The following is a 23563-nucleotide window of genomic DNA, read 5'->3' on the forward strand; positions in this document are numbered from 1 at the left end:
CTACGTCGCGTCGGTATCGAAGGGCGCGGGGCCGTCTGGTGTTTGGGGCTTCGTCGCGGGCGTGTCCGGTGGTAGGTGGAATTTTTGCTCTTCGCGCAAGCGCTCATCGGCCGGCTTGTCGAACTTGCCCGTGAGAATCGAGTCGTCGCCGTCGAGAAGATGCTTGGTCAACGCGGCACGCGGCGACATGCCCCGCAGCTTCTGCAACTCGGCGAGCGGTTCGCGCAGTTCATCGAAATCGGGCCCCAGCTCGTCGCGCAGGTCCTTGGTGGCGCCACTGACGTAGTCGCGGGCTTGGCGCAGCGTGTTGACTGTCCAGCGGATGGCTCCCGGCAGCCGTTCCGGACCGAGCACGACGAGCCCGACCACCACCAGCACGAGCATTTCGCCCCAGCCGATGTTGGCGAACATCAGCTTTCCGGCGCTGGAGTGACCGTCAACGTCACATGCCTGCCGTCGCGCACCACCTCGATCGGAGCCGGCTCGCCGATCTTGAGCTGACGGACCGCGACTACGAACTCGTCGGCGTCCGCGACTGTTCGGTCGCCCACCTTCACCACCACGTCGTTCTCCAGGATGCCGCCCTTCTCGGCGGGTCCGCCGGCCTTCACATTGGCCACCTGCGCGCCGGACGCCACCGAGTTGCTGACCGAGCGGGCCGTCAGGCCGAGCGTGGGATGGACGACCTTGCCGTCTTTGATCAGCGCTTCGATGGTGGATTTCGCCTCGTTGATCGGGATCGCGAAGCCGAGCCCACTTGCGCTGTCGGACAACGACTTTCCGGCGGTGTTGATTCCGATGACGTGAGAGTTCATGTCGATCAGCGGACCGCCGGAGTTGCCGTGATTGATCGACGCGTCGGTCTGCAGGGCGTCGATGACGGTGTCGGTGTCGGACCCTTCACCGGACAGCGGGACCGGCCGGTGCAGCGCGCTGATGATGCCTGCGGTGACGGTGCTGCGCAGGCCGAGCGGCGCCCCTGCGGCGATCACTTCGTCGCCGACGCGGACCTTGTCGGAGTCGCCGAACTGGGCGACGGTCAGGTTGTTGACGTTGTCGACCTTCAGCACCGCGAGGTCCGTCTTGGGGTCACGGCCGACCAGGTTGGCCGGCACCTCTTTGCCGTCGTTGAACACCACCGTGATCTTGAACTGGCTCGGGCTGTTGGCCGCCTCCGAGATGACGTGGTTGTTGGTGACGATGTAGCCGCGGCCGTCGACCACCACGCCGGAGCCCTGCGACCCCTCTTGGTCGCTGAGCGCCTCGACGGTGACGACGGAGTCGGCCACGGCCGCGGCCACTTGTGCGAACCGGCCCTCGGGCGGCTGGCTGCCGCTGGTCGACAGCGTGACCTTCGACGTGGTGAACGCCTCGACCACCTCGGCGGTCTTGCGGCCCACCCAGCCGCCGATGAACGCGATCGCCAACGCGATGCCCGCCAGTACCGCCAATGCGCGGTACGACACCTTGCCGCCGAACAGCACGTCGCGCACGCCGAGCTTGCCGGTGTCACCACTCGCCGCCACCGGTCGGGGCTGGGGCAACGCCGGCGCGGTCAGGGACGCCGGCGCGGCCGGGTCGCGCCACGGGTCCTCGGCGCCATCGGTCTCGTCGTCGCGCTCGCCGTCGAGCGCACCCGCGTCGGCGGGGTGGCGCTGCAGGGACTCGACACCCGGGTAGGGGCGGCCGAACGCCTCGGCCAGCACGGGATCTGGCGGGGCGTCGCGCGGGGTGTATTCGCCCTGGTCGCGATGCTTGTCGGCGCCGAGGAACGAGCCGGCGACGCCGGCCGGGCGGCCGAACGCGCGGCTGGCGGCAGGATCGACCGGGGGCCGCGAGATCGGCCGGGGAGCCAGGCGGGTGGACGCGTTGCCGTCGCCCGAGCCGAGAGGCGGGCAGCCGTCAGGGGTGTCGGTGTTGTGCTTGTCGGGGCTCAACGGGCTCCTCTTTCGGGCCTGCGGACGGCGTGCCATGGCGGGGCGCTGATCGCACTGTGGTGTCCGTCGCGTGATGCGCTCATAGCCTGTGAAGTGCTGTCCACCCTACCGGCGCTTGCGGCGACCGCGCGGCATGCCTGACTCGTCGGTGGCCGTGCCGCCCGGGTCCTCCTCGGGTTGCTCGGACAGGTTCGGAATCTGCGCCAGCGCGCCCAACAGCGAGGTGGGCACATGGATGGGCCGCGAATCACGCAACGCGGCGCGGGCCTGCCGCTGGCCTTCGACCTCGGCCGCGCATTGCGGGCACAGCGACAGATGGTTGGCGGCGCGCAGATGAGCCGTCATCCGCAATTCCCCGTCGACGAACGCGGCGATGGCCTCAGTCGACAGGTGCTCAGTAGAGCTGAATTGGCGCGGGCCGACTGGCGCGTCGGTTTGCGAGGCGAACGGCGAGGGCAGCCTCGAGAACACGCGCCTGAACACGTGCCCTGGATCGGCCATGATCCCTCCTCTGGCGGACGTGGCACCCTCGAATGTAGCGCGGGTCACGGCGCTCAGACAGATTCGGCGGCCGGGGCTTCGGTGCTGCCGTGTGCGGCGAGGTAGTCCCGCAGCGCCTGGCGACCACGGTGGATGCGGCTGCGCACAGTGCCCAGCTTGACGCCCAGCGTCGCGCCGATCTCCTCGTACGACAGGCCTTCGATGTCGCACAACACCACTGCGGCGCGGAACTCCGGCGGCAGCGAATCGAGCGCCGCCTGCAGGTCCGGCCCCAGCCGGGCGTCGTGGTAAATCTGCTCGGGGTTCGGCTCGTCAGCGGGCACGCGGTCGTAATCCTCCGGCAGCGCCTCCATCCGAATCCGCGCGCGCCGGCGCACCATGTCGAGGAACAGGTTGGTGGTGATGCGGTGCAGCCAGCCCTCGAAGGTTCCGGGCTGGTAATTCTGCAGCGAACGGAACACCCGGATGAACGTCTCCTGGGTCAGGTCCTCGGCGTCGTGCTGGTTCCCCGACAGCCGGTAGGCCAGCCGGTACACCCGATCGGCGTGCTGGCGCACCAGCTCGTCCCATGAGGGCATGGCGTTCTTGTCGCCGGTGGCGTCGAACACCGCGGTGCCTTGGGGCTCGTCGGGTTCCTCCACCCAGCCGGAATCGAAGGAACGCTCGAAGTGCGTCATGCTTGCAGGCGGCACCACGGTCTGGGCTAGCGTGCGGGTCGTGAGATCCTCCAGGTCCGAGCCGGCGGCCGCCGGCAATTCGTCGCTGCCGGCAGGCGCCGGCGATGATGCGTCGTAGCGGCCAACGTCGAGTCCGTCGGAGCTATTCCCGAACAGCCAGCCTGGGTGAGCCATCCGCTTACCGTTCCCCATGCCGGTGTGCCCGATATATGAGGTACCTGAAGTTTCCCTGAGAATGCCGTCCATCAGGGCCACTGGCTGGGCGGATCCGGCGAAATTCGTGCCGAGAACCGGGCGTGTCGGTTCTCTGGCGCGCCTGCCCGGGTCCGGCGGGTTTTGGCTCTACGCTGCGGGCATGGTCGCCTCGCAGCTTGGAATCCTGGGACACGCCGAGGGCTCGATTTCGGAGGATCCGATTGTCGCCGCCGCCAGAGAGCGCGCGGTCGACGCCGGCGCCGGCGCCGTCACTCCAGCGGTGGGTGCGCTGCTTTCTGTGCTGGCGCGGCTGTCGGGCGCCAAGGCGGTCGCCGAGGTAGGCACCGGTGCCGGTGTCAGTGGGTTGTGGTTGTTGAGCGGCATGGCCGACGACGGCGTGCTGACGACCATCGACGTGGAGCCGGAGCACCAGCGGCTGGCCAAGCAAGCGTTCAACGAGGCGGGCATCGCCCCGTCGCGCACCCGCGTGATCGTCGGCCGGGGCCAACAGGTTCTGCAGCGGCTGGCCGACGAGTCCTACGACCTCGTCTTCGTCGACGCTGATCCGATCGACCAGCCGCAGTTCATTGCCGAGGGCGTCCGGTTGCTGCGGTCCGGCGGGGCGATCGTGGTGCATCGCGCGGCACTCGGCGGCCGCGCGGGCGACCCCGAGGCAGCCGACCCCGAGGTGACCGCGGTCCGCGAGGCGGCGCGCCTGATCGCCGAAGACGAGCGGCTGACCCCCGTGCTGGTGCCGCTCGGCGACGGCATCTTGATTGCCGCCCGGGACTGAATTCGTCAGGCCGAGTACATGGTCGCGTGGTGGGCGTGACGCGGCAGGCGACCGACGGCCTCGTCGAAGATGTCCCCGTAGCCATTGGCCAGCAGGCTCAGACGCAACGCGGGCCCAGCTACGTTGGCGCGCAACCAGTTACGCAGTGCCGCCGCCTGGCTTTCGGCGGACGCATGGTTGACCTTCAGCATCCGTAGCAATGCCGACACGGTGTCCGGCGCCGTTTCCTGCAATGGTGTGCCCATCTCACCCCCACTTCGCTTCTGGTGTTGACAGCGTGACACCGAGCCTGCATGCCGCGGGGCGTTTCGCCGACATTGCGACGACGCTCGTTCTCCCTTGACGACGGACTGAACACGCGTTTAGTCTACTGAACATGCGTTCAGCCGACCTCACCGCGGCGGCGAAGATCCGCGATGCCGCCATCGAGCAGTGGGGACAGCACGGCTTTCAGATGAGCCTGCGCGCCATCGCCGAAGCGGCCGGTGTCAGTGCTGCACTGGTGATCCACCACTTCGGGTCCAAAGACGGTTTACGCAAGGCCTGCGACGACTACATCGCCGAAGAGGTCCGCAGCATCAAATCGGAGTCGCTGCGGTCGGCCGACCCCGCGACCTGGTTCGCCCAGGTCGCCGAAATGGAGTCCTACGCGCCGCTGATGGCCTATCTGGTGCGTAGCCTGCAGTCCGGCACCGCGCTCGCGAAGTCGTTCTGGCAGCGAATGATCGACAACGCCGAGCAGTACATCGAAGAAGGTGTGCAAGCCGGCACCATCAAGCCCAGCCGCGACCCGAAGGCCCGCGCGAAGTTCCTTGCCATGACCGGTGGCGGGGCGTTTCTGATGTATCTGCAGATGCACGACAAGCCGACCGACATGGCCGCGGTGTTGCACGACTACGGCGAGGAGATGGTCCTGCCGGCGCTGGAGGTCTATTCGCACGGGCTCTTGACCGATACCACGATGTACGACGCGTTCGTGGCGCGACGAGAACAACTGGACAAGCAAGGAGAAGTCGGATGACGGCGATCGAAATCCACGGGCTGACAAAGAACTTCGGCACCGTACGCGCGCTCGACGGCTTCGAGATGACAGTGCACGACGGCGAAGTCCACGGCTTTCTGGGACCCAACGGCGCCGGCAAGTCGACGACGATCCGGATCCTGCTGGGCCTGGCGCGAGCCGACGGCGGCACGGTGCGTGTGCTCGGCGGCGACCCGTGGACCGACGCGGTCGCTCTGCACCGCGAAATCGCCTATGTGCCAGGCGATGTCACGCTATGGCCGTCGCTGACCGGCGGCGAGATCATCGACCTGCTGGGCCGGATGCGCGGCGGCATCGACGCCAAGCGCCGCAACGAGCTCATCGAGCGCTTCGAGCTCGACCCGCACAAGAAGGCGCGCACCTACTCGAAAGGCAACCGCCAGAAGGTATCACTGGTTTCGGCGTTCTCGTCGAACGCCCGACTGCTTCTCCTCGACGAGCCGAGCAGCGGGCTGGACCCGTTGATGGAGAAGGTCTTTCAGCAGTGTGTGCGGGAAGCGCGCGAGCGCGGCGCCACGATCTTGCTGTCCAGCCACATCCTCGGCGAGACAGAAGCGCTCTGTCAGCGGATGACCATCATCCGCGCCGGCAAGACGGTGGAGAGCGGGACGCTGGACTCGATGCGTCACCTCAGCCGCACCTCGATCAAGGCCGAGATGATCGGCGACCCAGGCGACATCAGCCGCATCGACGGGGTCGAAGACGTGTCCGTGGACGGCAACACGATACGAGCCCAAGTCGACGCCGAGGCGCTAGGTGAGCTTGTCAGGGTGCTCGGCAACGCCGGGGTACGCAGCCTGACCAGTCAGCCGCCCACGCTCGAAGAGTTGTTCTTACGGCACTACAACGTCGACGACGAGGCGCAGAAGGTGAGCGCATGAGCACCGCGACTTTGGAGCGTCGGCACCCTGCCCACGAGCTGCCAAGCGGCTCGCTGTTCTCTGGCACCAGTGCTCTGCTGCGGCTTTATCTGCGCCGCGACCGGATCGTGCTGCCGCTGTGGGTGCTCTTGTTGTCGGTGCCGCTGGCCACCGTGTACGTCGGCAGCATCGCGGCGGTCTATCCCAGTCAGGCAGACCGAGCGGCGTTCGCCGCGACGATCATGGCCAGCCCCGCGCAGCGCGCGCTCTACGGGGCAATCTACGCGGACAACCTTGGCGCCGTGGGGATCTGGAAGGCCGGCATGTTCCACACGCTGATCGCGGTGGCCGTCATCCTTACAGTGGTCCGCCATACGCGGGGCGACGAGGAGAACGGCCGCACGGATTTGATCGACTCCACAGCAGTCGGCCGGTACGCGAGTTTGACCGCTGCGCTGATCCTGGCCTCGGGTGCGTCCATTGTGACCGGTCTCGTCGGATTCGCCGGGCTGCTCACCACGGACGTGCCGGCGACCGGCTCGCTGGCATTCGGGCTCGCACTGGCCTGCTCCGGGCTGGTGTTCACCGCGGTGGCCGGTGTCGCCGCGCAGCTGTCACCGAGTGCCCGCTTCGCGCGCGGTGCCGCGTTCGCCGTGCTGGCAGCCGCTTTCACGCTGCGCGCCGTCGGCGATGCCGGAGCGTCGGCGATGTCATGGCTTTCGCCGCTCGGGTGGTCACTGCAGGTGCGGCCGTACGCCGGCGACCGCTACTGGGTGCTGACGCTGCACCTGGCCACCACCGCGGTGCTGATGGTCGTCGCCTACCGGTTGCTGTCTCGGCGCGACGTAGGCGCCGGCCTGATCGCCGACCGGCCCGGCCCTGGTGAGGCGCGACCGTGGTTGCGTGGGCCGCTGAGCCTGGCCTGCCGGCTCGACCGCGGCGCGGTTGCGTTGTGGACGATCGGCCTGGGCCTCTACGGGTTGGTGGTCGGCAGCGTCGTGCACGGTATCGGCGACGAGCTCGGCAGTGCGTCGGCGCGCGAGATCGTGGCGCGCCTCGGCGGCAGCGGAGCGCTCGAGCAGGCGTTCATGGCGGTCGCGTTCAGCATGCTCGCCATGGTGGCGTCGGCGTTCGCGATCTCGCTGACCCTGCGGCTGCACAACGAGGAGTCGAGTACCCGCGCCGAGACCCTGTTGGCCGGCGCAGTAAGCAGAACACGTTGGCTGGCAAGCCATTTCGGCATTGCGCTGCTCGGATCGGCGACTGCACTGATGATCACCGGCCTGGTCGCCGGCGTGACTTACGGCGCAGCGGCCGGCGACATCGGCGCGAAGTTGTCCTTCGTGCTGGGCACCGCCGCCGTGCAGATACCTGCGGTGTGGCTGTCGGCGGCGGTCACGGTCGCTCTGTTCGGGATCGTCCCGCGTTTCACGCCGGTGGCTTGGGGCGTATTGGTGGCGTTCATCGCGCTTTACCTGCTCGGGTCGTTGTCGGGTTTCCCCCAGTGGCTGCTGAACCTCGAGCCGTTCGGGCAGATTCCGCTCGTGGGCACCGGTACCTTCACCGCGACGCCGCTGGTGTGGTTGCTGGTACTCGATTCTGTGCTGACTGTGCTCGGCGCTATTGCCTTCGGCCGCAGGGATTTACGCGTATGAGGACGACGGTTGCCGCACGAGCCGCGACCACGTCGCTGCTGGGTCTGGTGGGCTTGGGTGCGCTGCTGTTCATTCCCGCCGGGACGTTACGGTATTGGCAGGCCTGGGTTTTCATCGCCGTGTTCATGGCATGCACAGTGGTGCCGGCCATCTATCTGCTCACGACGAATCCGGCCGCCTTGGAGCGTCGCATGCATGCCGGACCTGCAGCCGAAACCCGGACAACCCAGAAGATCGCCGTCACGGGCGTGTTCGTCTCGGGCCTGGCGAGCATCGTGATCAGCGCGCTCGACTACCGGTTCGGCTGGTCGACCGTGCCGTTGTGGGCAGTGATCGCCGGTGACGTCCTCGTCGCGACGGGATTCTCCATGTCGCAACTGGTGGTCATCCAAAACGCTTATGCCGCAGCGAACGTCACCATCGAAGATGGACAACAGCTGGTCACCACAGGGCTCTACCGCCTCGTCCGGCACCCCATGTACGCCGGGGCGCTAGTCATGTCGGCAGGAATGCCGCTGGCGCTCGGTTCCTACTGGGCGCTGCTGACCCTCGTGCCGGCCGTCGCGATGCTCGCCATGCGGATCGTCGACGAGGAGCGGGCACTGGATCAAGGGCTCGCCGGCTACCGCGAATACACCGACGACGTCCGTTACCGTCTGGTGCCGTACGTGTGGTGACGGCGCAGAAATCGGCCCGGACCGCTAGATCCAGATGCCCTTGCCGACGGCCACCACGCCGCCGGCACTGACCGCGAAGCGTTCACGGTCGCGTTCCAGGTCGACACCCACCATTTCGCCCGGCCCGACGACGACGTTCTTGTCCAGGATCGCGTGCCGCACCACTGCGCCGCGGCCCACCCGCACGCCCGGCATCAGCACGCTGCCTTCGACGATCGCGCCGTCGTCGACCACGACGTTGGACGACAGCACGGAGTTGCGCACCGATGCCGCGGACACGATGCTGCCGGCGCCGACCACCGACTCCTGCGCCGAGCCGCCGTTGACGAACTTCGCCGGCGCCAGGTTCTCCGACTCGCCGCGGATGGGCCAGCGCTTGTTGTACAGGTTGAAGATCGGGTGCACCGACACCAGGTCCATGTGCGCGTCGTAGAACGCGTCCAGCGTGCCGACGTCGCGCCAATATCCGCGGTCGCGCTCCGTCGCGCCAGGCACTTCGTTGTCGGCGAAGTCGTACACCGCCGCACGCCCGTCGGCCACCAGCCGCGGGATGATGTCGCCGCCCATGTCGTGATCGGAGGTGTCGTCGTCGGCGTCGGCGCGCACCGCGTCGATGAGCACCTTGGTGGTGAAGATGTAGTTGCCCATCGACACGAACGTCTGGTCGGGATCGTCGGGCGTGCCGGGCGGCTCGGCCGGCTTCTCGATGAAGTTGCGAATGCGGCCCGACTCGTCTGAGTCGATGCAGCCGAACGCCGTTGCCTCCGCCCGCGGGACCCTGATGCCCGCCACCGTGGCGCCCGCTCCGCTTTCGATGTGGAAGTGCAGCATCTGCTCGGGATCCATCCGGTACACGTGGTCGGCTCCGAACACCACGATGTAGTCGGGATCCTCGTCGTAGATCAGGTTCATCGACTGGTAAATCGCGTCAGCGCTGCCGGTGTACCAGCGCGGCCCCAGCCGCTGCTGCGCGGGCACCGGCGTGATGTACTCGCCGGCCAGACCGGAAAGCCGCCAATTCTGCGAGATGTGCCGGTCCAGGGAATGGGACTTGTACTGCGTGAGTACGCAGATCCGGAGATACCTGGCATTCACCAGGTTGGACAACACGAAGTCGATCAGCCGGTAAGCGCCCCCGAAGGGAACTGCCGGTTTTGCCCTGTCTGCGGTCAACGGATACAGCCGCTTGCCTTCTCCACCGGCGAGGACAATGCCCAGCACATGTGGCAATTCCCTCATGGGACAAACCTATCGGTCACTGTTGGCTGCCACCAGAATTCCCCCCATTTGGGGCGCTCCAAACGCCAGAGCGAACGGCGTTGTACATCGGCCGCCGAGCGGCACTACGTTCACATCATGCGGGTGGCGATGATGACTCGGGAGTATCCGCCAGAGGTCTACGGCGGCGCCGGTGTGCACGTCACCGAGCTCGTCGCGCAGCTGCGCAAACTATGCGACGTCGACGTGCATTGCATGGGCGCTCCGCGGCACGGCGTGTTCGTTCACCAGCCCGATCCCGCACTGCGCGGCGCCAATCCGGCTTTGTCCACGCTGTCAGCGGACCTCGTGATGGCCAACGCCGCGTACGACGCCACCGTCGTGCACTCGCACACCTGGTACACCGGGCTGGCCGGCCATGTGGCCGCCCTGCTGTACGGGATCCCGCACGTGCTCACCGCGCATTCGCTGGAGCCGCGGCGGCCGTGGAAGGCCGAGCAGCTCGGCGGCGGCTACCGGGTGTCGTCGTGGGTGGAACGCACCGCGATCGAGGCGGCGGCCGCGGTGATCGCGGTGAGTTCGGGCATGCGTGACGACGTGCTGGCCACCTATCCCGCGCTGGACCCCAGCCGGGTGCATGTGGTGCGCAACGGGATCGACACCGACGTATGGCATCCCGCCCCGCCCGCGCCGGGCGAATCGGTGCTCGCGGAATTGGGTGTGGACCTCGGCAAGCCGATCGTCGCGTTCGTCGGGCGCATCACCCGCCAGAAAGGGGTGGCGCATCTGTTGGCGGCTGCGCACCGCTTCGCCGACGACGTGCAGCTGGTGTTGTGCGCGGGCGCACCCGACACGCCGGAGATCGCCGCCGAGGTGACCGAGGCCGTGCAGAACCTGTCGCGGGCACGTCACGGCGTGTTCTGGGTGCGCGAGATGCTACCGATCGGCAAGGTTCGCGAAATACTCTCCGCCGCAACGGTTTTCGTGTGCCCGTCAGTGTACGAGCCGTTAGGGATCGTCAATCTGGAGGCGATGGCATGCGCGACGGCGGTGGTCGCCTCCGACGTGGGCGGAATCCCAGAAGTGGTGTCGGACGGCCAGACCGGGTTGCTGGTGCATTACGACCCCGGCGCGCCTTCGGATTTCGAGGTCGGACTGGCCGACGCCGTCAACTCGCTGGTCGCCGACCCTGCGCGTGCGGAGCAGTTCGGCCGGGCGGGCCGGCAACGGTGCATCGACGAGTTCTCGTGGACCCACATCGCCGAACAGACGCTGGAGATCTACCGCAAGGTGAGCTCCTAAGCCGGGCGCGCGAGGAGCGCAACAGCGTGAGTTAGCTGGTGACGCCCTTCAATTCGTCGCCCAGCGCGGCGGCCTCTTCGGGAGTGAGTTCGACGACGAGGCGGCCACCGCCCTCCAGCGGTACTCGCATGACGATGCCGCGCCCCTCCTTGGTTGCTTCCAATGGACCGTCGCCGGTCCGGGGCTTCATCGCGGCCATCGAGCGCTCCCTCCAGACTGCACGTTCACGCCCCCATTGTTCCTTATCCGCGAGCGTTGGTGTGCAAAGACCCCGCAGGCGGCACCCAACACGACTGCAGGTGGTCGTCCACCATGCCGGTGGCTTGCATCAGCGCGTACGCCGTGGTGGGGCCGACGAACCTGAATCCGCGGCGTTTCAACTCCTTGGCCATCGCAGTGGATTCCGGGCTCAGTGCCGCCACTTCGGCGGGCGTGGCCGGCCGCGGCCGCGAACCCGACGGCGCGAACGACCACAGCAACTCGGACAGGTCGACGTCGAGCGCCGCGGCCGCACGCGCGTTGGCGATCGTCGCGTCGATCTTGGCGCGGTTGCGCACGATTCCGGTGTCCGCCATCAACCGCGCGACGTCGCGGTCGGTGTAGCGCGCCACCTTCTCGACGGCAAAGCCGCAGAATGCCTGCCGGAAGTTCTCCCGCTTGCGCAGGATCGTCAGCCAGGACAGTCCACTTTGGAACGCTTCCAACGACATTCGCTCGAACAGTGCGTCCCGTCCATGAAGCGGGCGGCCCCACTCGTAGTCGTGGTAGTCGCGGTACATCGCCGCGTGCGCGCCGCCGCTGTTCGCCCACGGGCACCGCACGCGGCCGTCGTCAGTCACGTGACTTTTCGGCGTCGTCATCGGTGCACGCCTGCAACGCCGAGACCTGCCCGCGCAGCAGCTCGATCTCGCGGCTGAGCCGGTCGAGCACCCAGTCCACCTCACTGGTCTTGTAGCCGCGCAGGGTCTGCGTGAACTTGACCGCGTCCACGTCGTCGCCGGTGATGCCGGATGCAGGCAGCGCGGTGGCGGTCGTGGCCCGCGGCAGCGGCGGCAGTGGCTCGCCGCGGCCGAACACCGCGCTGGCGATCACGAACAGCAGCCCGGCGACGAGCACCAGTACCAGCAGGTAGAGCAGGATCAGCGTCACGTCACCGATCCTGCCATCGGCGCAACCGCTACGGCCGCAGCGTGTTCATCGGCGGGCGGTCGGCCAGCGACACCTCCGACACGCGCGGGGTGAGCTCGGCGCCGTCGGCGAAGAACTGCGTCAGCCCCACCCCGGAGTCGCTGACGCCGCAGCGCGACAGCAACGTGGCCACCACCTGCCGGCTCATCGCGGACAGTTCGGTCAGCGGCCGGTTGCGGTGCGCCCGCACACCGAGGTTCACCTGCGCGATCGCATCGAGACCGAGCTTGTCGTAGGTGTCGATGAGCAGGCCGATCTCGACGCCGTAGCCCGGCGCGAAAGGCACGGACGTGAGCAGTTCGCGGGTGCCCGCGTACTCGCCGCCGAGTGGCTGCAACACCGCGGACAGCTCCGGCCGCAGCGCGGCCAGCAGCGGGCGGGCGACCAGCTGGGTGACCCGGCCGCCGCCGTTGGCGTCTTCTCGGCCACTGACCCGCAGCGGGCGACGGTAGAAGCCTTTGACCAGGTGCACGCCGTCGGTGGTCAGCAGCGGCCCGATCAGATTCGGCACGAACATCGGATCGGGGTCGATCAGGTCGGAGTCGACGAATGCGACGATGTCGCCGGTGGTGACGGCCAGGGAACGCCACAGCGCCTCACCCTTGCCGGGCTGCGGGCGCAGCTCGGGTACCGCTTGCTCGCGGCTGAACACCCGTGCGCCGGCCGCAAGGGCGCGGATCGCGGTGTCGTCAGTGGAGCCGGAGTCCAGCACGATCAGCTCGTCGACGAGCCCGCCGAGCATCGGCGCGATGCTCTCCACGACGCCGCCGACGGTCTCTTCCTCGTCGAGCGCGGGCAGCACCACAGAGACCGTGCGGCCCGCCTTGGCGGCTTGCAAGTCGGCCACGGTCCAGCTGGGCCGGTTCCAGCTGCGTTCGGCCAGCCACTTGTCGACGATGGTGACGTCGGTCAATTCCGGAGCAGTCGTCATGCCAGTCCCCTCACCGTGCGCGTCGGCGGGCGCACACCCTGGATCGCCGCGACCATCTCCAGCACGCGCCGAGTGGCGCCCACTTCGTGCACCCGGAACATCCGCACCCCGGCCGCCGCTGCGAGCGCAGTCGCGGCCAGCGTGCCTTCCAGGCGTTCAGTCAGACCCACACCCAAAGTTTCCCCGATGAAGTCCTTGTTGCTCAGCGCCATGAGCACTGGCCACCCGGTGTTAACAAGATCTTCCGCATGGCGCAACAAAGCGAGCCCGTGGAAGGTGTTCTTGCCGAAATCATGCGTCGGGTCGATGAGGATTCGGTCGCGCGGCACGCCGATTTGCACCGCGCGCTCGGCTGCGGCGCTCACTTCGGCGATCACCTCGTCGACGACGCCGCGGGTGGTGTGGCCGTAGCTGACCCGGAACGGGCGGGTGCGTGGGACTGCGCCGCCGGTGTGCGAGCACACCAGACCGGCGCCGAACTCCGAGGCGACATCGGGCAGGTACGGGTCGGCGCCGGCCCACGTGTCGTTGATCAGGTCGGCGCCCGCCGAGCAGGCCTGCTTGGCCACCGCCGAGCGCCAGGTGTCGACGCTAATCAGCTGCTGGGGGTACGCGCCACGCAGCCATTCGATGAACGGCACCACCCGGGCGATCTCTTCGTCGGCGTCCACCGCCCGGCCCGGTCCGGCCTTGACTCCGCCGACGTCGATCACGTCGGCGCCCTGCTCGATCGCGTGGTGCACGGCCTGCTTCGCGGCGTTGTCGGCGAACGTGGCGCCGCGGTCGTAGAACGAGTCGGGCGTGCGATTGACGATCGCCATGATCAGCGCTCGGTCGCCCGCCACCGGTCGCCCGCAGAACGTTTGCACCCCTCAAGGGTGCCAGGCTCGCTCGCCCGCGCGATTTCGGTGCGATTTCAGGCGCTCAGCGCCGGTTTTCGCACCGAAATCGCCGAGGCTACTTGCTCTTGGGGACCTTGCCGTCCTTCACTTCCTGGGGATAGGAGTCGTAGAACTCGACGTAGCCTTCCTCGCGGCTCTTGAGCACGTAGATCGGATCTTCGACGTCGTCGGAGGCGTAGCCCTGCTTGGCCAGGTCGACCTTCTTGACCTTCTGCGTCGAGGTCTTCTCGAGCTCTTTGACCACACGCACGAACAACGGCATCGCGTAGGGCGGCAGGTTCTCGTAGACGGTCTTGGCCAGCGCCTTACCGTCGAACTCCGCGCCCTCCTTGAGTTGGATCGCCGCCATCCCGGCCTTGCCGCCGGCGCCTTCGACCTCGACCCCGTAGACCGTCACTTCCTCGACGTTGCTGTCTTGGGCCACGGCGTGCTCGACCTCCGTGGTCGCGACGTTTTCGCCCTTCCACCGGAACGTGTCCCCGAGGCGGTCGGCGAACGCGGCATGCCCGAAGCCCTGCGCGCGCATCAGGTCGCCGGTGTTGAACCAGACGTCGCCCTTCTTGAAGGCGTCGCGGACCAGCTTCTTCTCCGTGGCCTCTTTGTCGGTGTAGCCGTCGAACGGCTGGAAGTTGCTCACCTTGGATAGCAGCAGCCCCGGCTCGCCGTTCTTGACCTTCTTCACCCGACCGTTCTCGTCGCGCACCGGGTCGCCGGTCTCGTTGTCGTATTCGACGAACGCCACCGGCGTCGGGCAGATACCGGCGCTCTTGGGGATGTTGAGGACGTTGACGAACGCGGTGTTCGCCTCGCTGGCCGAGTAGAACTCGCACACCCGCGGGATGTTGAACCGCTTGGTGAACTCGTCCCAGATGCCCGGCCGCAGCCCATTGCCGGCGATCACCCGCACCTTGTGCTTGCGGTCGGTGTCTTTCTCCGGCTGGTTGAGCAGATAGCCGCAGATCTCGCCGATGTAGACGAACGCGGTCGCGTCGTAGCGGATCACCTCGTCCCAGAACTTCGACGCCGAGAACGACTTGCCCAGCGCCAGCGTCGCGCCGGCGCTCAGCACCGACGACACCGCGACCGTCAGCGCATTGTTGTGGTACAGCGGCAGACAGCAGTACAGGGTGTCGTTGCTGTTCAGCCGCATGCCGATGCCGCCGAAACCACCGAGTGCGCGCAGCCAGCGGTAGTGCGTCATCACGCTGGCCTTCGGCATCCCGGTGGTGCCCGAGGTGAAGATGTAGAACGCCTTGTCCTTGGCCAGGATCGACGACGTGACGGCGGGGTTGTCGGTAGGCGCGTCGGCGGCGAGCCGGTCCAGCTCGGTGACCGAGAGCGTCTCGTTGGTGTCGGCGCCGGACTCCTGCACCGCCTCCAGCAGCTCGTCCTCGCCGATCAGCACCTTGGCGTCCAGCAGCCCGACGCTATGGGCCAGCACCTTGCCGCGCTGGTTGTAGTTGAGCATGCCCGCAATCGCGCCGAGCTTGACCACGGCCAGCATCAGCAGCACCGCGCGCGGCGAGTTCTTCAGCATGATCCCGACGACGTCACCGCGGCCGACGCCGCGCGCCGCCAGCACCGCCGCATAGCGGTTGGCCGTCTCGTTCGCCTCGCGGTAGGTGACGGTCTCGTCCTGGAACCTGATGAACGCCTTGTCGCCGTATCGGGCAGCGCGTTCCTGAAAGACCTTGCCGATCGAGGTCTTCGCCGAGGGCCGGGCCATGAACCCGGTCAGCACCCCTTGCACGATGGCCGGGGCATCCATGATCAATCCGGGCAACCGGGTCGCTATGTCAAGCAAACCGACGGTTGATTTGTCCTTCGCTTCGCCATTTTCCGCCATAACGGTTCATCTTCCCTCTGCAGGCCGGGCGCAAACTGGCGGAAAGCCTAGTCAGCAGGGGCGCAGGCGGCTAGTGCGCCGTCGACGTCACGGGCCACCACGATGCGCGTCATCGCACCCGGGTGGACGTATCCCTTCTCGACCAGTCCTTCGAGCCATGCCCACAGCCCGTCGTAGTGGCCGTCGGGGTCGAGCAGCACCACGGGCTTGTCGTGCATGCCGAGGTAGCCGGCGGTCCAGGTCTCGAACAGCTCCTCGAGCGTGCCGATGCCGCCCGGGAGCGCGATGAACGCGTCGGAGCGCTCCTCCATCACCTGCTTGCGCTGACGCATCGTGTCGGTGACGACGAGTTCGTCGGCGTCGACGTCGGCCATTTCCTTGTGCACCAACGCCTTCGGAATCACGCCGACGGTGCGGCCGCCGTGCGCACGTGCTCCGTCGGCCAGCGCACCCATTGCCGACACGTTGCCGCCGCCCGACACCAACGTCCATCCCCGGTCGGCGATCGCTTTGCCCACTGTGGCCGCCAGCGCCAACAGCTCCGGGTGGCGCGGGCCCGACGCGCAGTACACACAAACCGCCCACTCACCCCGCGACTCCGCCGACTCCGACACATCCGACAAACTAGCCTCCATAGCATGCAGCAGGTGACCGACGCGGGGGCCGCGGCCGCCGAGGCGTTGCGGCGCGGCGACATGGAAGCCGGCGAGCGGTTAGCCCGGGCCGCGCTGCAAGAGTCGGAGTCGCTGGACGCGCGGCTGGTGCTCGCTCAAGCTCTGGCATGGCAGGGTCGGGGCCGTGAAGCCGACGAAGTGCTGGCCGCCGTCGACCCGCAGCAGCTGTCCGAAACCGAGCTGATGGCGTGGGCGCTGCCGCGGGCCGCCAACCAGTTCTGGATGCTTTCGGAGCCAACCAAGGCCGCCGCGTTTCTACAGACCGTGCGCAACCGGGTGTCGGCGCCGGGGGCGCGGGTCACGCTGGACGCGCTCGCCGCCACGTTCGCGATGAATGCCGGTACCCCGCTGCGCGCGTTGCGGCTCGCGGACGAGGTGCTGGCGTCACCGCACGCCGACGACCAGGCGGTGGGCTGGGCGGCGTCGGCGGCCGCGTTGTCGTCGGCGCGAGTCGGGCGGTTCGGCCGCGTCGACGAGCTCGCGGCCCGGGCGGTGTCTGCCGGCCACCCTGGGCTGTTGCTGTTCACCAGCGGGTTCGGCCGCATCACGGCGCGGCTGATGTCGGGCCGGCTCGACGAGGCGGCGTCGTTGGCGCAGCGCTACGCCGACTCCGCCGAAGGCCAGCAACCGGCCAGCGCGATCGGCGAGGTGCTCCTGGGGTACGTCGCGACCGCGCAGGGGAAATTCAGTACGGCTGTGCAGGTCCTCGACGTCGCCTCGAACGCGCTGGCGCCGACCGGCTACTCCTGGGGTCCGCTGGCCTTCATGCTGCTGGCGCAGGCTCTGGGCCAGCAGGGCGACCAGAAAGGCGCGGCGAAGGCGCTGAGCGCGGCCGAGTCGCGGCACGGAATGAAGTCGGCGTTGTTCACGCCGGAACTGGCACTGGCCCGCGCCTGGACGAAGTTCGCCCGCGGCGACAAGGCCGAGGCCCTCGATGCGGCTCGCGAGGCGGTGCAGGCGGCCGAACGCGGCGGGCAATCAGCGATAGCGCTGCGCGCGCTGCAGGACTCGGTGCGGCTGGGCGACACCCGGGCGATCTATCGCGCGCAGCGGCTGGCCGGGGAGGTCGACTGTGTGCTGGGACGGCTCACGCTGGCCCACGCGCAAGCCTTGACCGACGGCGACGCGGCCGCGCTCGGGGAGGTCGCCGAGGAGCTGGCGGCCGTCGGGCTCGAGTCCGTGGCCGCCGACGCGGCGCGGCAGGGTCAGGCGCTCAGGTAGTCGCGCAGCATCTCGACGGCCGCGGTGATCTGCTCGACGGGCACGCGTTCGTCGGCGCGGTGGGCCAGGCTCGGGTCGCCGGGTCCGTAGTTGACGGCCGGGATGCCGCGCGCCGCGAACCGGGCCACGTCGGTCCAGCCGAACTTCGCGCGCACCCGTCCGCCCGCAGCACCCACCAACGCGGCCGCGGCCGGATGCGACAACCCCGGCAGCGCCCCCGCCGCTGCGTCGGTCTGCTCGATCCGCACGTCGAGCCCGTCGAACACCTCGTGTACGTGAGCGAGCGCCTGATCGAGGCTGCGGTCCGGGGCGAAGCGGAAGTTCACGGTCACCGACGCCTTGTCGGGGATCACGTTTCCGGCAATGCCGCCGTCGATGCGCACCGCGCTGAGCCCTTCACGGTAGGTGCAGCCGTCGATGTCGACGTGTCGCGGCTGATATGCCGCGAGCCGGTCCAGTACCGCGCCGAGTTTGTGAATTGCGTTGTCCCCCATCCATGGTCGGGCCGAATGGGCGCGGGTGCCATTGGCCGTCACGACCACGCGCAGCGTGCCTTGGCAGCCCGCTTCGATGTAGCCGCCGGACGGTTCGCCGAGGATCGCGACGTCGGCCGCCAGCCAGTCAGGCAGATCGCGTTCGATGCGGCCCAAACCGTTTGCCGCCGCTTCGATCTCCTCGCAGTCGTAGAACACCAGAGTCAGGTCACGAGCCGGTTCGACAAGCGTGGCGGCCAGGTGCAAGAACACTGCGTCGCCGGATTTCATGTCGACCGTGCCGCAGCCGTGCAACTGCCCGTCGGTCAAGCGGCTGGGTACATTGCCGGCGATCGGGACGGTGTCGAGGTGACCGGCCAGCAGCACCCGGGTAGGCCGCCCAAGGTGGGTGCGCGCCAGCACCGCATTGCCGTTACGGACGATTTCGAATCCGCTCGTCTGGTCACGCAGCGCGGCCTCGACCTCGTCGGCGATGCGGGCCTCACGCCCCGACTCGCTCGGGATGTCGACGAGCGCGGCGGTCAGCGTCACCGGATCGCCACGCAAGTTCAGGCCCACGAGGATCAGGCTAGCCGGGCGATTCGGCTGCGAGTGCCACACAGTAACGTTGAGCCTCGTGACCTCTGCTGCGGGTGTGGGTTTGGCGACCATCGCCGCCGACGGGGCGGTGCTCGACGTCTGGTTTCCGGCACCGGAACTCGACGTGGACGATCCGGCCGGCACGGTGCGGCTGTCGGTGGCCGAGGTGCCTGCCGACCTCGCCGGGCTGGCTGGACGCGACGACGACCGCGCCGTCGAAACCGTGCTGGTGCGCACGGTCATCGGCGCGCTGGCCGATCCGCCCGCCGACGCGTATGACGCCTACCTGAGGTTGCATCTGCTCTCGCACCGGCTGATCAAGCCGCACGGGGCGAACGTCGACGGCATCTTCGGTGTGCTGACCAATGTGGTGTGGACCAACCACGGCCCCTGTGCCGTCGAGGGTTTCGACACCGTGCGGGCGCGGCTGCGTCGGCGCGGCCCGGTGACCGTCTACGGCGTCGACAAGTTTCCCCGCATGGTCGACTACGTGCTGCCCACGGGAGTGCGCGTCGCTGACGCCGACCGGGTGCGGCTCGGCGCGCACCTGGCGCCCGGCACGACCGTCATGCACGAGGGCTTCATCAATTTCAACGCGGGCACGCTGGGCGCGTCGATGGTAGAAGGTCGTATCTCCGCAGGCGTGGTGGTGGGCGACGGATCCGACATAGGCGGCGGCGCGTCGATCATGGGCACACTGTCCGGCGGTGGGAAACAAGTGATTTCGATCGGCAAGCGCTGTCTGCTCGGCGCCAACGCGGGGCTGGGGATCTCCCTTGGCGACGACTGCGTGGTGGAGGCGGGGCTGTACGTGACTGCGGGTACCAAGGTCGCGACGCCGGACGGCGGCACGGTCAAGGCGCGAGACCTGTCCGGCGCCAACAACTTACTGTTCCGCCGCAATTCGGTGACCGGTGCGGTCGAGGTGGTGTCGCGCGACCGCGAAGGCATCGCGCTCAACGACGCCCTGCACGCCAACTAGCTCCCTCGACCACCGCGAGCGTGCGTGTCGTGCCAGCGACACGCCGGTGAGACTGACACGCGGCGCACGCTCGCGCAGAGCTCAACCCCACGTCGCGAGCTCCTTCTTCAACACCTTGCCCATCGCATTGCGGGGCAGCGCGTCCACCAGCCGGACTTCACGCGGCCGCTTGTGGACCGAAAGCTGTTGTGCGACATAGTCGATCAACTCTGCCGAGTCGACGTCGCCGACCACGAATGCGACGATGCGCTGGCCCAGGTCGTCGTCGGGCAGACCGACCACCGCGGCCTCAGCCACAGCGGGATGGCCCAGCAACGCGGTCTCCACCTCGCCTGCCCCAATGCGGTAGCCGCCGCTTTTGATCAGGTCGGTGGACTCGCGCCCGACGATGCGGTGCATGCCGCCGGCGTCGATCACCGCGACGTCGCCGGTGCGATACCAGCCGTCGTCGGTGAACGCCGCAGCCGTTGCATCGGGCCGGCCCAGGTACCCGTCGAACACCATCGGCCCGCGCACCTGCAGGCGCGCCACGGTTTCACCGTCGTGGGGGGCTGGCGCGTCGTCGTCGTCGACCAGCCGCGTGCTCACCCCACGCAGCGGAAGACCCACCCAGCCGGGGCGTCGCTCGCCGTCGGCGCGGGTGCTCAGCGTGATCAGCGATTCGGTACTGCCGTACCGCTCTACCGGCTCGTGCCCGGTGAGCGAAGCGAGCCTTTCGAATACCGGCACGGGCAGCGGTGCGCTGCCGGAGACCAGTAACCGCGCCGGCCGCAGCGCCTCGGCGGCGGACCGGTCGGCGACCATCCGCGACCACACCGTCGGCACCCCGAAATACAGCGTGCCGCGCGCCTGCGCATACGCCTCGGGAGTCGGCTTGCCCGTGTGCACAAACCGGTTGCCCACCCGCAGCGAGCCAAGCAGGCCGAGGACCAGGCCGTGGACGTGGAACAGCGGCAACCCATGCACCAGCGTGTCGTCGGCGGTCCACTGCCACGCCTCGGCGAGCGCGTCGATGTCCGCGGCGATCGCACGGCGGGACAGCAGGACGCCCTTCGGCGGTCCGGTGGTTCCCGAGGTGTACATGATCAGCGCCGCGGCGTCGGGCGACGGTTCCGGATAGCGGTGCCACGAGCGGGCATGCAGCCGCACCGGGATGTTCGGCAGCCCCTCGGCGTCCGCTGGCGCCTCGCCCAGCCACGCCTGTGCACCGGAGTCGGTCAGGATGTGGCGACGTTCCGCGTGGCCGACGTCAGCCGGCACCGGCACCACCGGCACCCCGGCGATCAGGCAGCCCGTCACGGCCAGCACGGTCTGTGCGGTGGGGGTGGCCAGCACCGCGACCCGGTGCGCACCGCCGACCCGTTCCGCCACCGATGTGGCGGCGCCGACGAGGTCGCCACGGCTCAGCGCGACGGGTCCTTCCGGGGAGCCGATCCGCACGGCGTCGTGGACGTCAGGACCGGTGTTCAACGACGCCAGCAGCACGCCAGCGAGGCTACCCGCCGCAACCCGCGATACTGACGGGCGTGGCACACATCGAGCGCATCGGCTCCCGGGAGGTCTACCGCAGTCCGTGGATGGTGGTGCGAGAGGACGACATCCGCCGGCCGGACGGCAGCGTGGGCATCTACGGGGTGATCGACAAGCCCACCTACGCTCTCGTGATCCCCTACGACGGCAAGCGATTTCGTCTGGTCGAGCAGTTCCGCTACCCCGTTGGCGCGCGGCGCTGGGAGTTCCCCCAAGGAACTGCCCCGGATCTAGCGGAGGCTGAACCGACCGAGCTCGCCCGCCGCGAGCTCAGCGAGGAAACCGGGCTGCGGGCCGAGTCGTTCGAGCGGCTCGGCCAGCTCGACGTCGCACCGGGCATGTCGAGCCAACGCGGCTGGGTGTTTTTGGCCACCGGGATCACCGAAGGGGAAGCCGACCGTGAGCATGAGGAGCAGGACATGCGCAGCGCGTGGTTCTCCCACGAGGACGTGGTGTCGATGATCCGCTCCGGAGGGATCGTCGACGCGCAGTCGATCGCCGCGTTCGCGATGTTCATGCTGCGCTGACCGACGGCTTGGCGGCAGCCGAAATGCGCTGTGGCGTACTCGAATTGTGACCCAACTGGGACGTCGACGACGTGGCGGCGAGGCGTGAGTCGGCAGTTACGCCACATAAACTCGCCCATCATGTGTGTCTTCTGGCGGAGATGGGCTGCGCAGCTCGGCGCGGTCTTGTTCGTCGTGCTCGCTTCGAGTCCGGCACCGGCCGACGCGCAAACACCTTCATGGAACGGCAAATACACGCTCGTCGGCTACGCCGACCAGAAGACCGGCAACAGCCGAGCGGCCAAACAAGCCGAACCTCCGTTCAGCGGACAGCTGACGTTTGTCACGCAGTGCTCGAGGTCGTCGTGCGTGGCGACCGTGGTCGACGGGCCGCGTCCCGCCAACCCCACCGTCCCGCTGCCCGAGCGCTACACCTGGGATGGCGGCCGATGGGCCAATGTCTATGACTGGCAATGGGATTGTTTCGTCGGTGACGGCGTCCCCAAGGTGTGGAGTCCGGCCCGGTCGTGGACGTACTACGTACCGCAGCCGGATGGAACGTTGAGCGGAACCTGGATGACGGAGATCTACGGCGGACCGTGCGAGGGCAGCGTATGGATGCCGGTGGCGGCGTTCCCCGCGTGATCTCAGCGGCGGCGTCGCGCGCCGAAGAGCAGTAAAGCGATCGCGAAGACCGCTCCGACGCCGCCGGATATCAACAACGGCAGCTGTCCGGCCGCACCCCACAACAGGCCGGCCCAGAGGCCGGCGAACAGGATCGCAAAACCGTTGAGTCCCTGGAAGACCCCTTGCCCGCTGGATTGCAGCTCGTCGGGAAGCAGCGTCGAAATCCACGCTTTGCCGACACCGTCGTAGCAGGCGGTGAATACGCCGTACACCGCGATCAGCAGCCACGCCAGGGCCGCGTCGGTGGTCAGCCCCAATCCGAGGTAACCGATCGCGAAGAACGCCAGCCCGATGCCGAAAACCGTTGCCGGGGTGAACTTGTCGGCTAGCGCGCCAGCCGGGTAGCTGGCGAGTGCGTACACCGCGTTGTAGCCGACATAGGCCAGTACCACGCCGGCCACGCCGAACCCGATGTCGTTGAGACGCAACAGCAGCAGTGCGTCGGGGAAGTTGGCCAGACTGAACGCCACCAGCGCGGCCGTCACCTTCCAGTAGCGGCTGGGAAGTTGCCGCACGTTGGCGAACACAGGCGGTCTCGCCACTCGCGCGTGGACGCGTTCGCGCACCCAGAACACCATCAGCACCGAGAGCACCGCGGGGATGACGGCCAGGTAGAGGACCGGAGCGATCTGGTGATCAAGCAGCTCGTAGCCGGCCAGCCCCAGCAGCGGCCCGACCACCGCGCCGGCCGTGTCCATGGTGCGGTGGAATCCGAACGCGCGGCCGCGCGCGGCCGGATCGATGCCGTCGACCAGCAGCGCGTCGCGCGGCGCGCCCCGCAGTCCCTTGCCCAACCGGTCCACCACCCGGCCCGCCAGCACGCCCGGCCATGCGGCGGCCATAGCGACGATCACCTTGCCCAGCGCCGCCATGCCGTAGCCGGTGGCGATCAAGGGGCGCCGCGCGAACCGGTCGCCCAGCGGGCCGGCAGCGATCTTGGTCAACGACGCGGCGCCTTCTGCAGCGCCCTCGACGGCACCGACCACCCCGGGCGGGGCACCGAGCACGCCGGTCAAATAGATGGGCAGCAGTGGGTAGAGCAGCTCGCTGGCGGCGTCCTGCAGAAACGACACGAGTGCGAGCACGCGCACGTTGCGGGTGAGCCACGTCCGCCGACTGTCAACGGTCACTGCGAGAGTCTGCCTCAGCCCGCGGTTCGGCGACAT

At 68.3% G+C, this 23563-nt stretch carries 26 protein-coding genes; 10 read left to right on the forward strand and 16 right to left on the reverse strand.

Annotated elements, in window-relative coordinates; translation table 11 throughout:
• From tatB to sigE, 4 genes are all read right to left on the reverse strand, one after another.
• Window positions 1-411 carry a Sec-independent protein translocase protein TatB gene (gene tatB, locus AC5Y4C_RS13500; RefSeq protein WP_499963583.1) on the reverse strand — a complete coding sequence of 137 codons (411 nt, stop codon included), beginning with the start codon at window positions 409-411 and terminating at the stop codon, window positions 1-3.
• Window positions 411-1937 carry a serine protease HtrA gene (gene htrA, locus AC5Y4C_RS13505; protein ID WP_499963585.1) on the reverse strand — a complete coding sequence of 509 codons (1527 nt, stop codon included), beginning with the start codon at window positions 1935-1937 and terminating at the stop codon, window positions 411-413. Before htrA ends, tatB begins: the two co-directional genes overlap by 1 nt.
• A gap of 105 nt (window positions 1938-2042) precedes the next feature.
• Window positions 2043-2438 (reverse strand): anti-sigma E factor RseA, encoded by a 396-nt coding sequence (rseA, locus tag AC5Y4C_RS13510; RefSeq protein ID WP_499963587.1) that lies wholly within the window; start codon window positions 2436-2438, stop codon window positions 2043-2045.
• A 53-nt stretch (window positions 2439-2491) separates the two neighbouring features.
• A complete protein-coding gene (gene sigE, locus AC5Y4C_RS13515) occupies window positions 2492-3289 on the reverse strand; it encodes an RNA polymerase sigma factor SigE (RefSeq protein WP_499909781.1) in 798 nt (265 codons plus the stop codon).
• 181 nt (window positions 3290-3470) lie between these two features.
• Here sigE and AC5Y4C_RS13520 point away from each other — a divergent pair, with 181 nt between their 5' ends.
• Entirely contained in the window at window positions 3471-4103 is a 633-nt protein-coding gene (locus AC5Y4C_RS13520) for an O-methyltransferase (protein WP_499909779.1), read from the forward strand.
• A 5-nt stretch (window positions 4104-4108) separates the two neighbouring features.
• Here the strand turns inward: AC5Y4C_RS13520 and AC5Y4C_RS13525 are convergent, their stop codons facing one another.
• The gene (locus AC5Y4C_RS13525; protein ID WP_499909776.1) at window positions 4109-4348 is read right to left on the reverse strand and encodes a hypothetical protein; all 240 of its coding nucleotides are present in this window, start codon (window positions 4346-4348) and stop codon (window positions 4109-4111) included.
• A gap of 131 nt (window positions 4349-4479) precedes the next feature.
• Between AC5Y4C_RS13525 and AC5Y4C_RS13530 the strand changes: the two genes are divergently transcribed.
• The 4 genes from AC5Y4C_RS13530 to AC5Y4C_RS13545 are packed head-to-tail and all read left to right on the forward strand — an operon-like array spanning window position 4480 to window position 8337.
• Window positions 4480-5124, forward strand: coding sequence for a TetR/AcrR family transcriptional regulator (locus AC5Y4C_RS13530; protein WP_499909774.1), 645 nt, complete (start codon window positions 4480-4482; stop codon window positions 5122-5124).
• Complete coding sequence (locus tag AC5Y4C_RS13535; RefSeq protein WP_499963589.1) at window positions 5121-6026, forward strand: ABC transporter ATP-binding protein; 906 nt, start codon at window positions 5121-5123, stop codon at window positions 6024-6026. Before AC5Y4C_RS13530 ends, AC5Y4C_RS13535 begins: the two co-directional genes overlap by 4 nt.
• Window positions 6023-7660 (forward strand): ABC transporter permease, encoded by a 1638-nt coding sequence (locus AC5Y4C_RS13540; RefSeq protein ID WP_499963591.1) that lies wholly within the window; start codon window positions 6023-6025, stop codon window positions 7658-7660. The genes AC5Y4C_RS13535 and AC5Y4C_RS13540 overlap by 4 nt, the downstream gene beginning before the upstream one ends.
• Window positions 7657-8337, forward strand: coding sequence for a methyltransferase family protein (locus tag AC5Y4C_RS13545; protein ID WP_499963593.1), 681 nt, complete (start codon window positions 7657-7659; stop codon window positions 8335-8337). Before AC5Y4C_RS13540 ends, AC5Y4C_RS13545 begins: the two co-directional genes overlap by 4 nt.
• A 24-nt stretch (window positions 8338-8361) precedes the next feature.
• On the opposite strand, the gene glgC is transcribed toward AC5Y4C_RS13545, so the two are convergent.
• Window positions 8362-9576: a glucose-1-phosphate adenylyltransferase gene (glgC, locus tag AC5Y4C_RS13550; RefSeq protein WP_499909765.1), complete on the reverse strand. Its 1215-nt coding sequence runs from the start codon at window positions 9574-9576 to the stop codon at window positions 8362-8364.
• Between the two features lie 117 nt (window positions 9577-9693).
• Between glgC and glgA the strand changes: the two genes are divergently transcribed.
• Window positions 9694-10857: a glycogen synthase gene (glgA, locus tag AC5Y4C_RS13555; RefSeq protein ID WP_499909763.1), complete on the forward strand. Its 1164-nt coding sequence runs from the start codon at window positions 9694-9696 to the stop codon at window positions 10855-10857.
• Between the two features lie 31 nt (window positions 10858-10888).
• Here glgA and AC5Y4C_RS13560 read toward each other — a convergent pair whose 3' ends face one another.
• The 7 genes from AC5Y4C_RS13560 to log all read right to left on the reverse strand — a co-directional run bounded on the left by AC5Y4C_RS13560 (window position 10889) and on the right by log (window position 16338).
• On the reverse strand, window positions 10889-11056 hold the full coding sequence (locus AC5Y4C_RS13560) for a DUF3117 domain-containing protein (protein ID WP_003931055.1): 168 nt from the start codon (window positions 11054-11056) through the stop codon (window positions 10889-10891).
• 43 nt (window positions 11057-11099) lie between these two features.
• The gene (locus AC5Y4C_RS13565) at window positions 11100-11696 is read right to left on the reverse strand and encodes a DNA-3-methyladenine glycosylase I (protein WP_499909863.1); all 597 of its coding nucleotides are present in this window, start codon (window positions 11694-11696) and stop codon (window positions 11100-11102) included.
• Entirely contained in the window at window positions 11689-12006 is a 318-nt protein-coding gene (locus tag AC5Y4C_RS13570; RefSeq protein WP_499963595.1) for a DivIVA domain-containing protein, read from the reverse strand. Before AC5Y4C_RS13570 ends, AC5Y4C_RS13565 begins: the two co-directional genes overlap by 8 nt.
• Window positions 12007-12034: 28 nt before the next feature.
• Window positions 12035-12976, reverse strand: a complete 942-nt coding sequence (locus AC5Y4C_RS13575) for a glucosyl-3-phosphoglycerate synthase (RefSeq protein WP_499909756.1) — start codon at window positions 12974-12976, stop codon at window positions 12035-12037.
• Entirely contained in the window at window positions 12973-13797 is an 825-nt protein-coding gene (folP, locus tag AC5Y4C_RS13580) for a dihydropteroate synthase (protein WP_499909862.1), read from the reverse strand. The genes AC5Y4C_RS13575 and folP overlap by 4 nt, the downstream gene beginning before the upstream one ends.
• Window positions 13798-13933: 136 nt before the next feature.
• Window positions 13934-15724, reverse strand: coding sequence for a long-chain-acyl-CoA synthetase FadD6 (gene fadD6 / locus AC5Y4C_RS13585; protein ID WP_499963597.1), 1791 nt, complete (start codon window positions 15722-15724; stop codon window positions 13934-13936).
• A 47-nt stretch (window positions 15725-15771) separates the two neighbouring features.
• Complete coding sequence (gene log / locus AC5Y4C_RS13590; RefSeq protein WP_499909752.1) at window positions 15772-16338, reverse strand: cytokinin riboside 5'-monophosphate phosphoribohydrolase; 567 nt, start codon at window positions 16336-16338, stop codon at window positions 15772-15774.
• A gap of 24 nt (window positions 16339-16362) precedes the next feature.
• On the opposite strand from log, the gene AC5Y4C_RS13595 reads away from it, so the two are divergent.
• Window positions 16363-17619 (forward strand): hypothetical protein, encoded by a 1257-nt coding sequence (locus AC5Y4C_RS13595; RefSeq protein WP_499963599.1) that lies wholly within the window; start codon window positions 16363-16365, stop codon window positions 17617-17619.
• Here AC5Y4C_RS13595 and dapE read toward each other — a convergent pair.
• Complete coding sequence (dapE, locus tag AC5Y4C_RS13600) at window positions 17604-18665, reverse strand: succinyl-diaminopimelate desuccinylase (protein ID WP_499909860.1); 1062 nt, start codon at window positions 18663-18665, stop codon at window positions 17604-17606. The two genes, AC5Y4C_RS13595 and dapE, sit on opposite strands and share 16 nt — an antisense overlap.
• Before the next feature lie 55 nt (window positions 18666-18720).
• Between dapE and dapD the strand changes: the two genes are divergently transcribed.
• Window positions 18721-19674, forward strand: a complete 954-nt coding sequence (dapD, locus tag AC5Y4C_RS13605) for a 2,3,4,5-tetrahydropyridine-2,6-dicarboxylate N-succinyltransferase (protein WP_499963601.1) — start codon at window positions 18721-18723, stop codon at window positions 19672-19674.
• Window positions 19675-19755: 81 nt separating this feature from the next.
• Here the strand turns inward: dapD and AC5Y4C_RS13610 are convergent, their stop codons facing one another.
• Complete coding sequence (locus AC5Y4C_RS13610) at window positions 19756-21159, reverse strand: acyl-CoA synthetase (protein ID WP_499963603.1); 1404 nt, start codon at window positions 21157-21159, stop codon at window positions 19756-19758.
• A 41-nt stretch (window positions 21160-21200) separates the two neighbouring features.
• Here AC5Y4C_RS13610 and AC5Y4C_RS13615 point away from each other — a divergent pair, with 41 nt between their 5' ends.
• Window positions 21201-21731: an NUDIX domain-containing protein gene (locus AC5Y4C_RS13615; RefSeq protein WP_499909744.1), complete on the forward strand. Its 531-nt coding sequence runs from the start codon at window positions 21201-21203 to the stop codon at window positions 21729-21731.
• A 120-nt stretch (window positions 21732-21851) separates the two neighbouring features.
• Window positions 21852-22355, forward strand: a complete 504-nt coding sequence (locus AC5Y4C_RS13620; RefSeq protein WP_499963605.1) for an Rv2253 family sensor-like surface protein — start codon at window positions 21852-21854, stop codon at window positions 22353-22355.
• Between the two features lie 2 nt (window positions 22356-22357).
• Here the strand turns inward: AC5Y4C_RS13620 and AC5Y4C_RS13625 are convergent, their stop codons facing one another.
• Window positions 22358-23527 carry an MFS transporter gene (locus AC5Y4C_RS13625; RefSeq protein ID WP_499963607.1) on the reverse strand — a complete coding sequence of 390 codons (1170 nt, stop codon included), beginning with the start codon at window positions 23525-23527 and terminating at the stop codon, window positions 22358-22360.
• Window positions 23528-23563: the final 36 nt, after the last annotated feature.

It is taken from the genome of Mycobacterium sp. NGS35 (assembly GCF_059812855.1).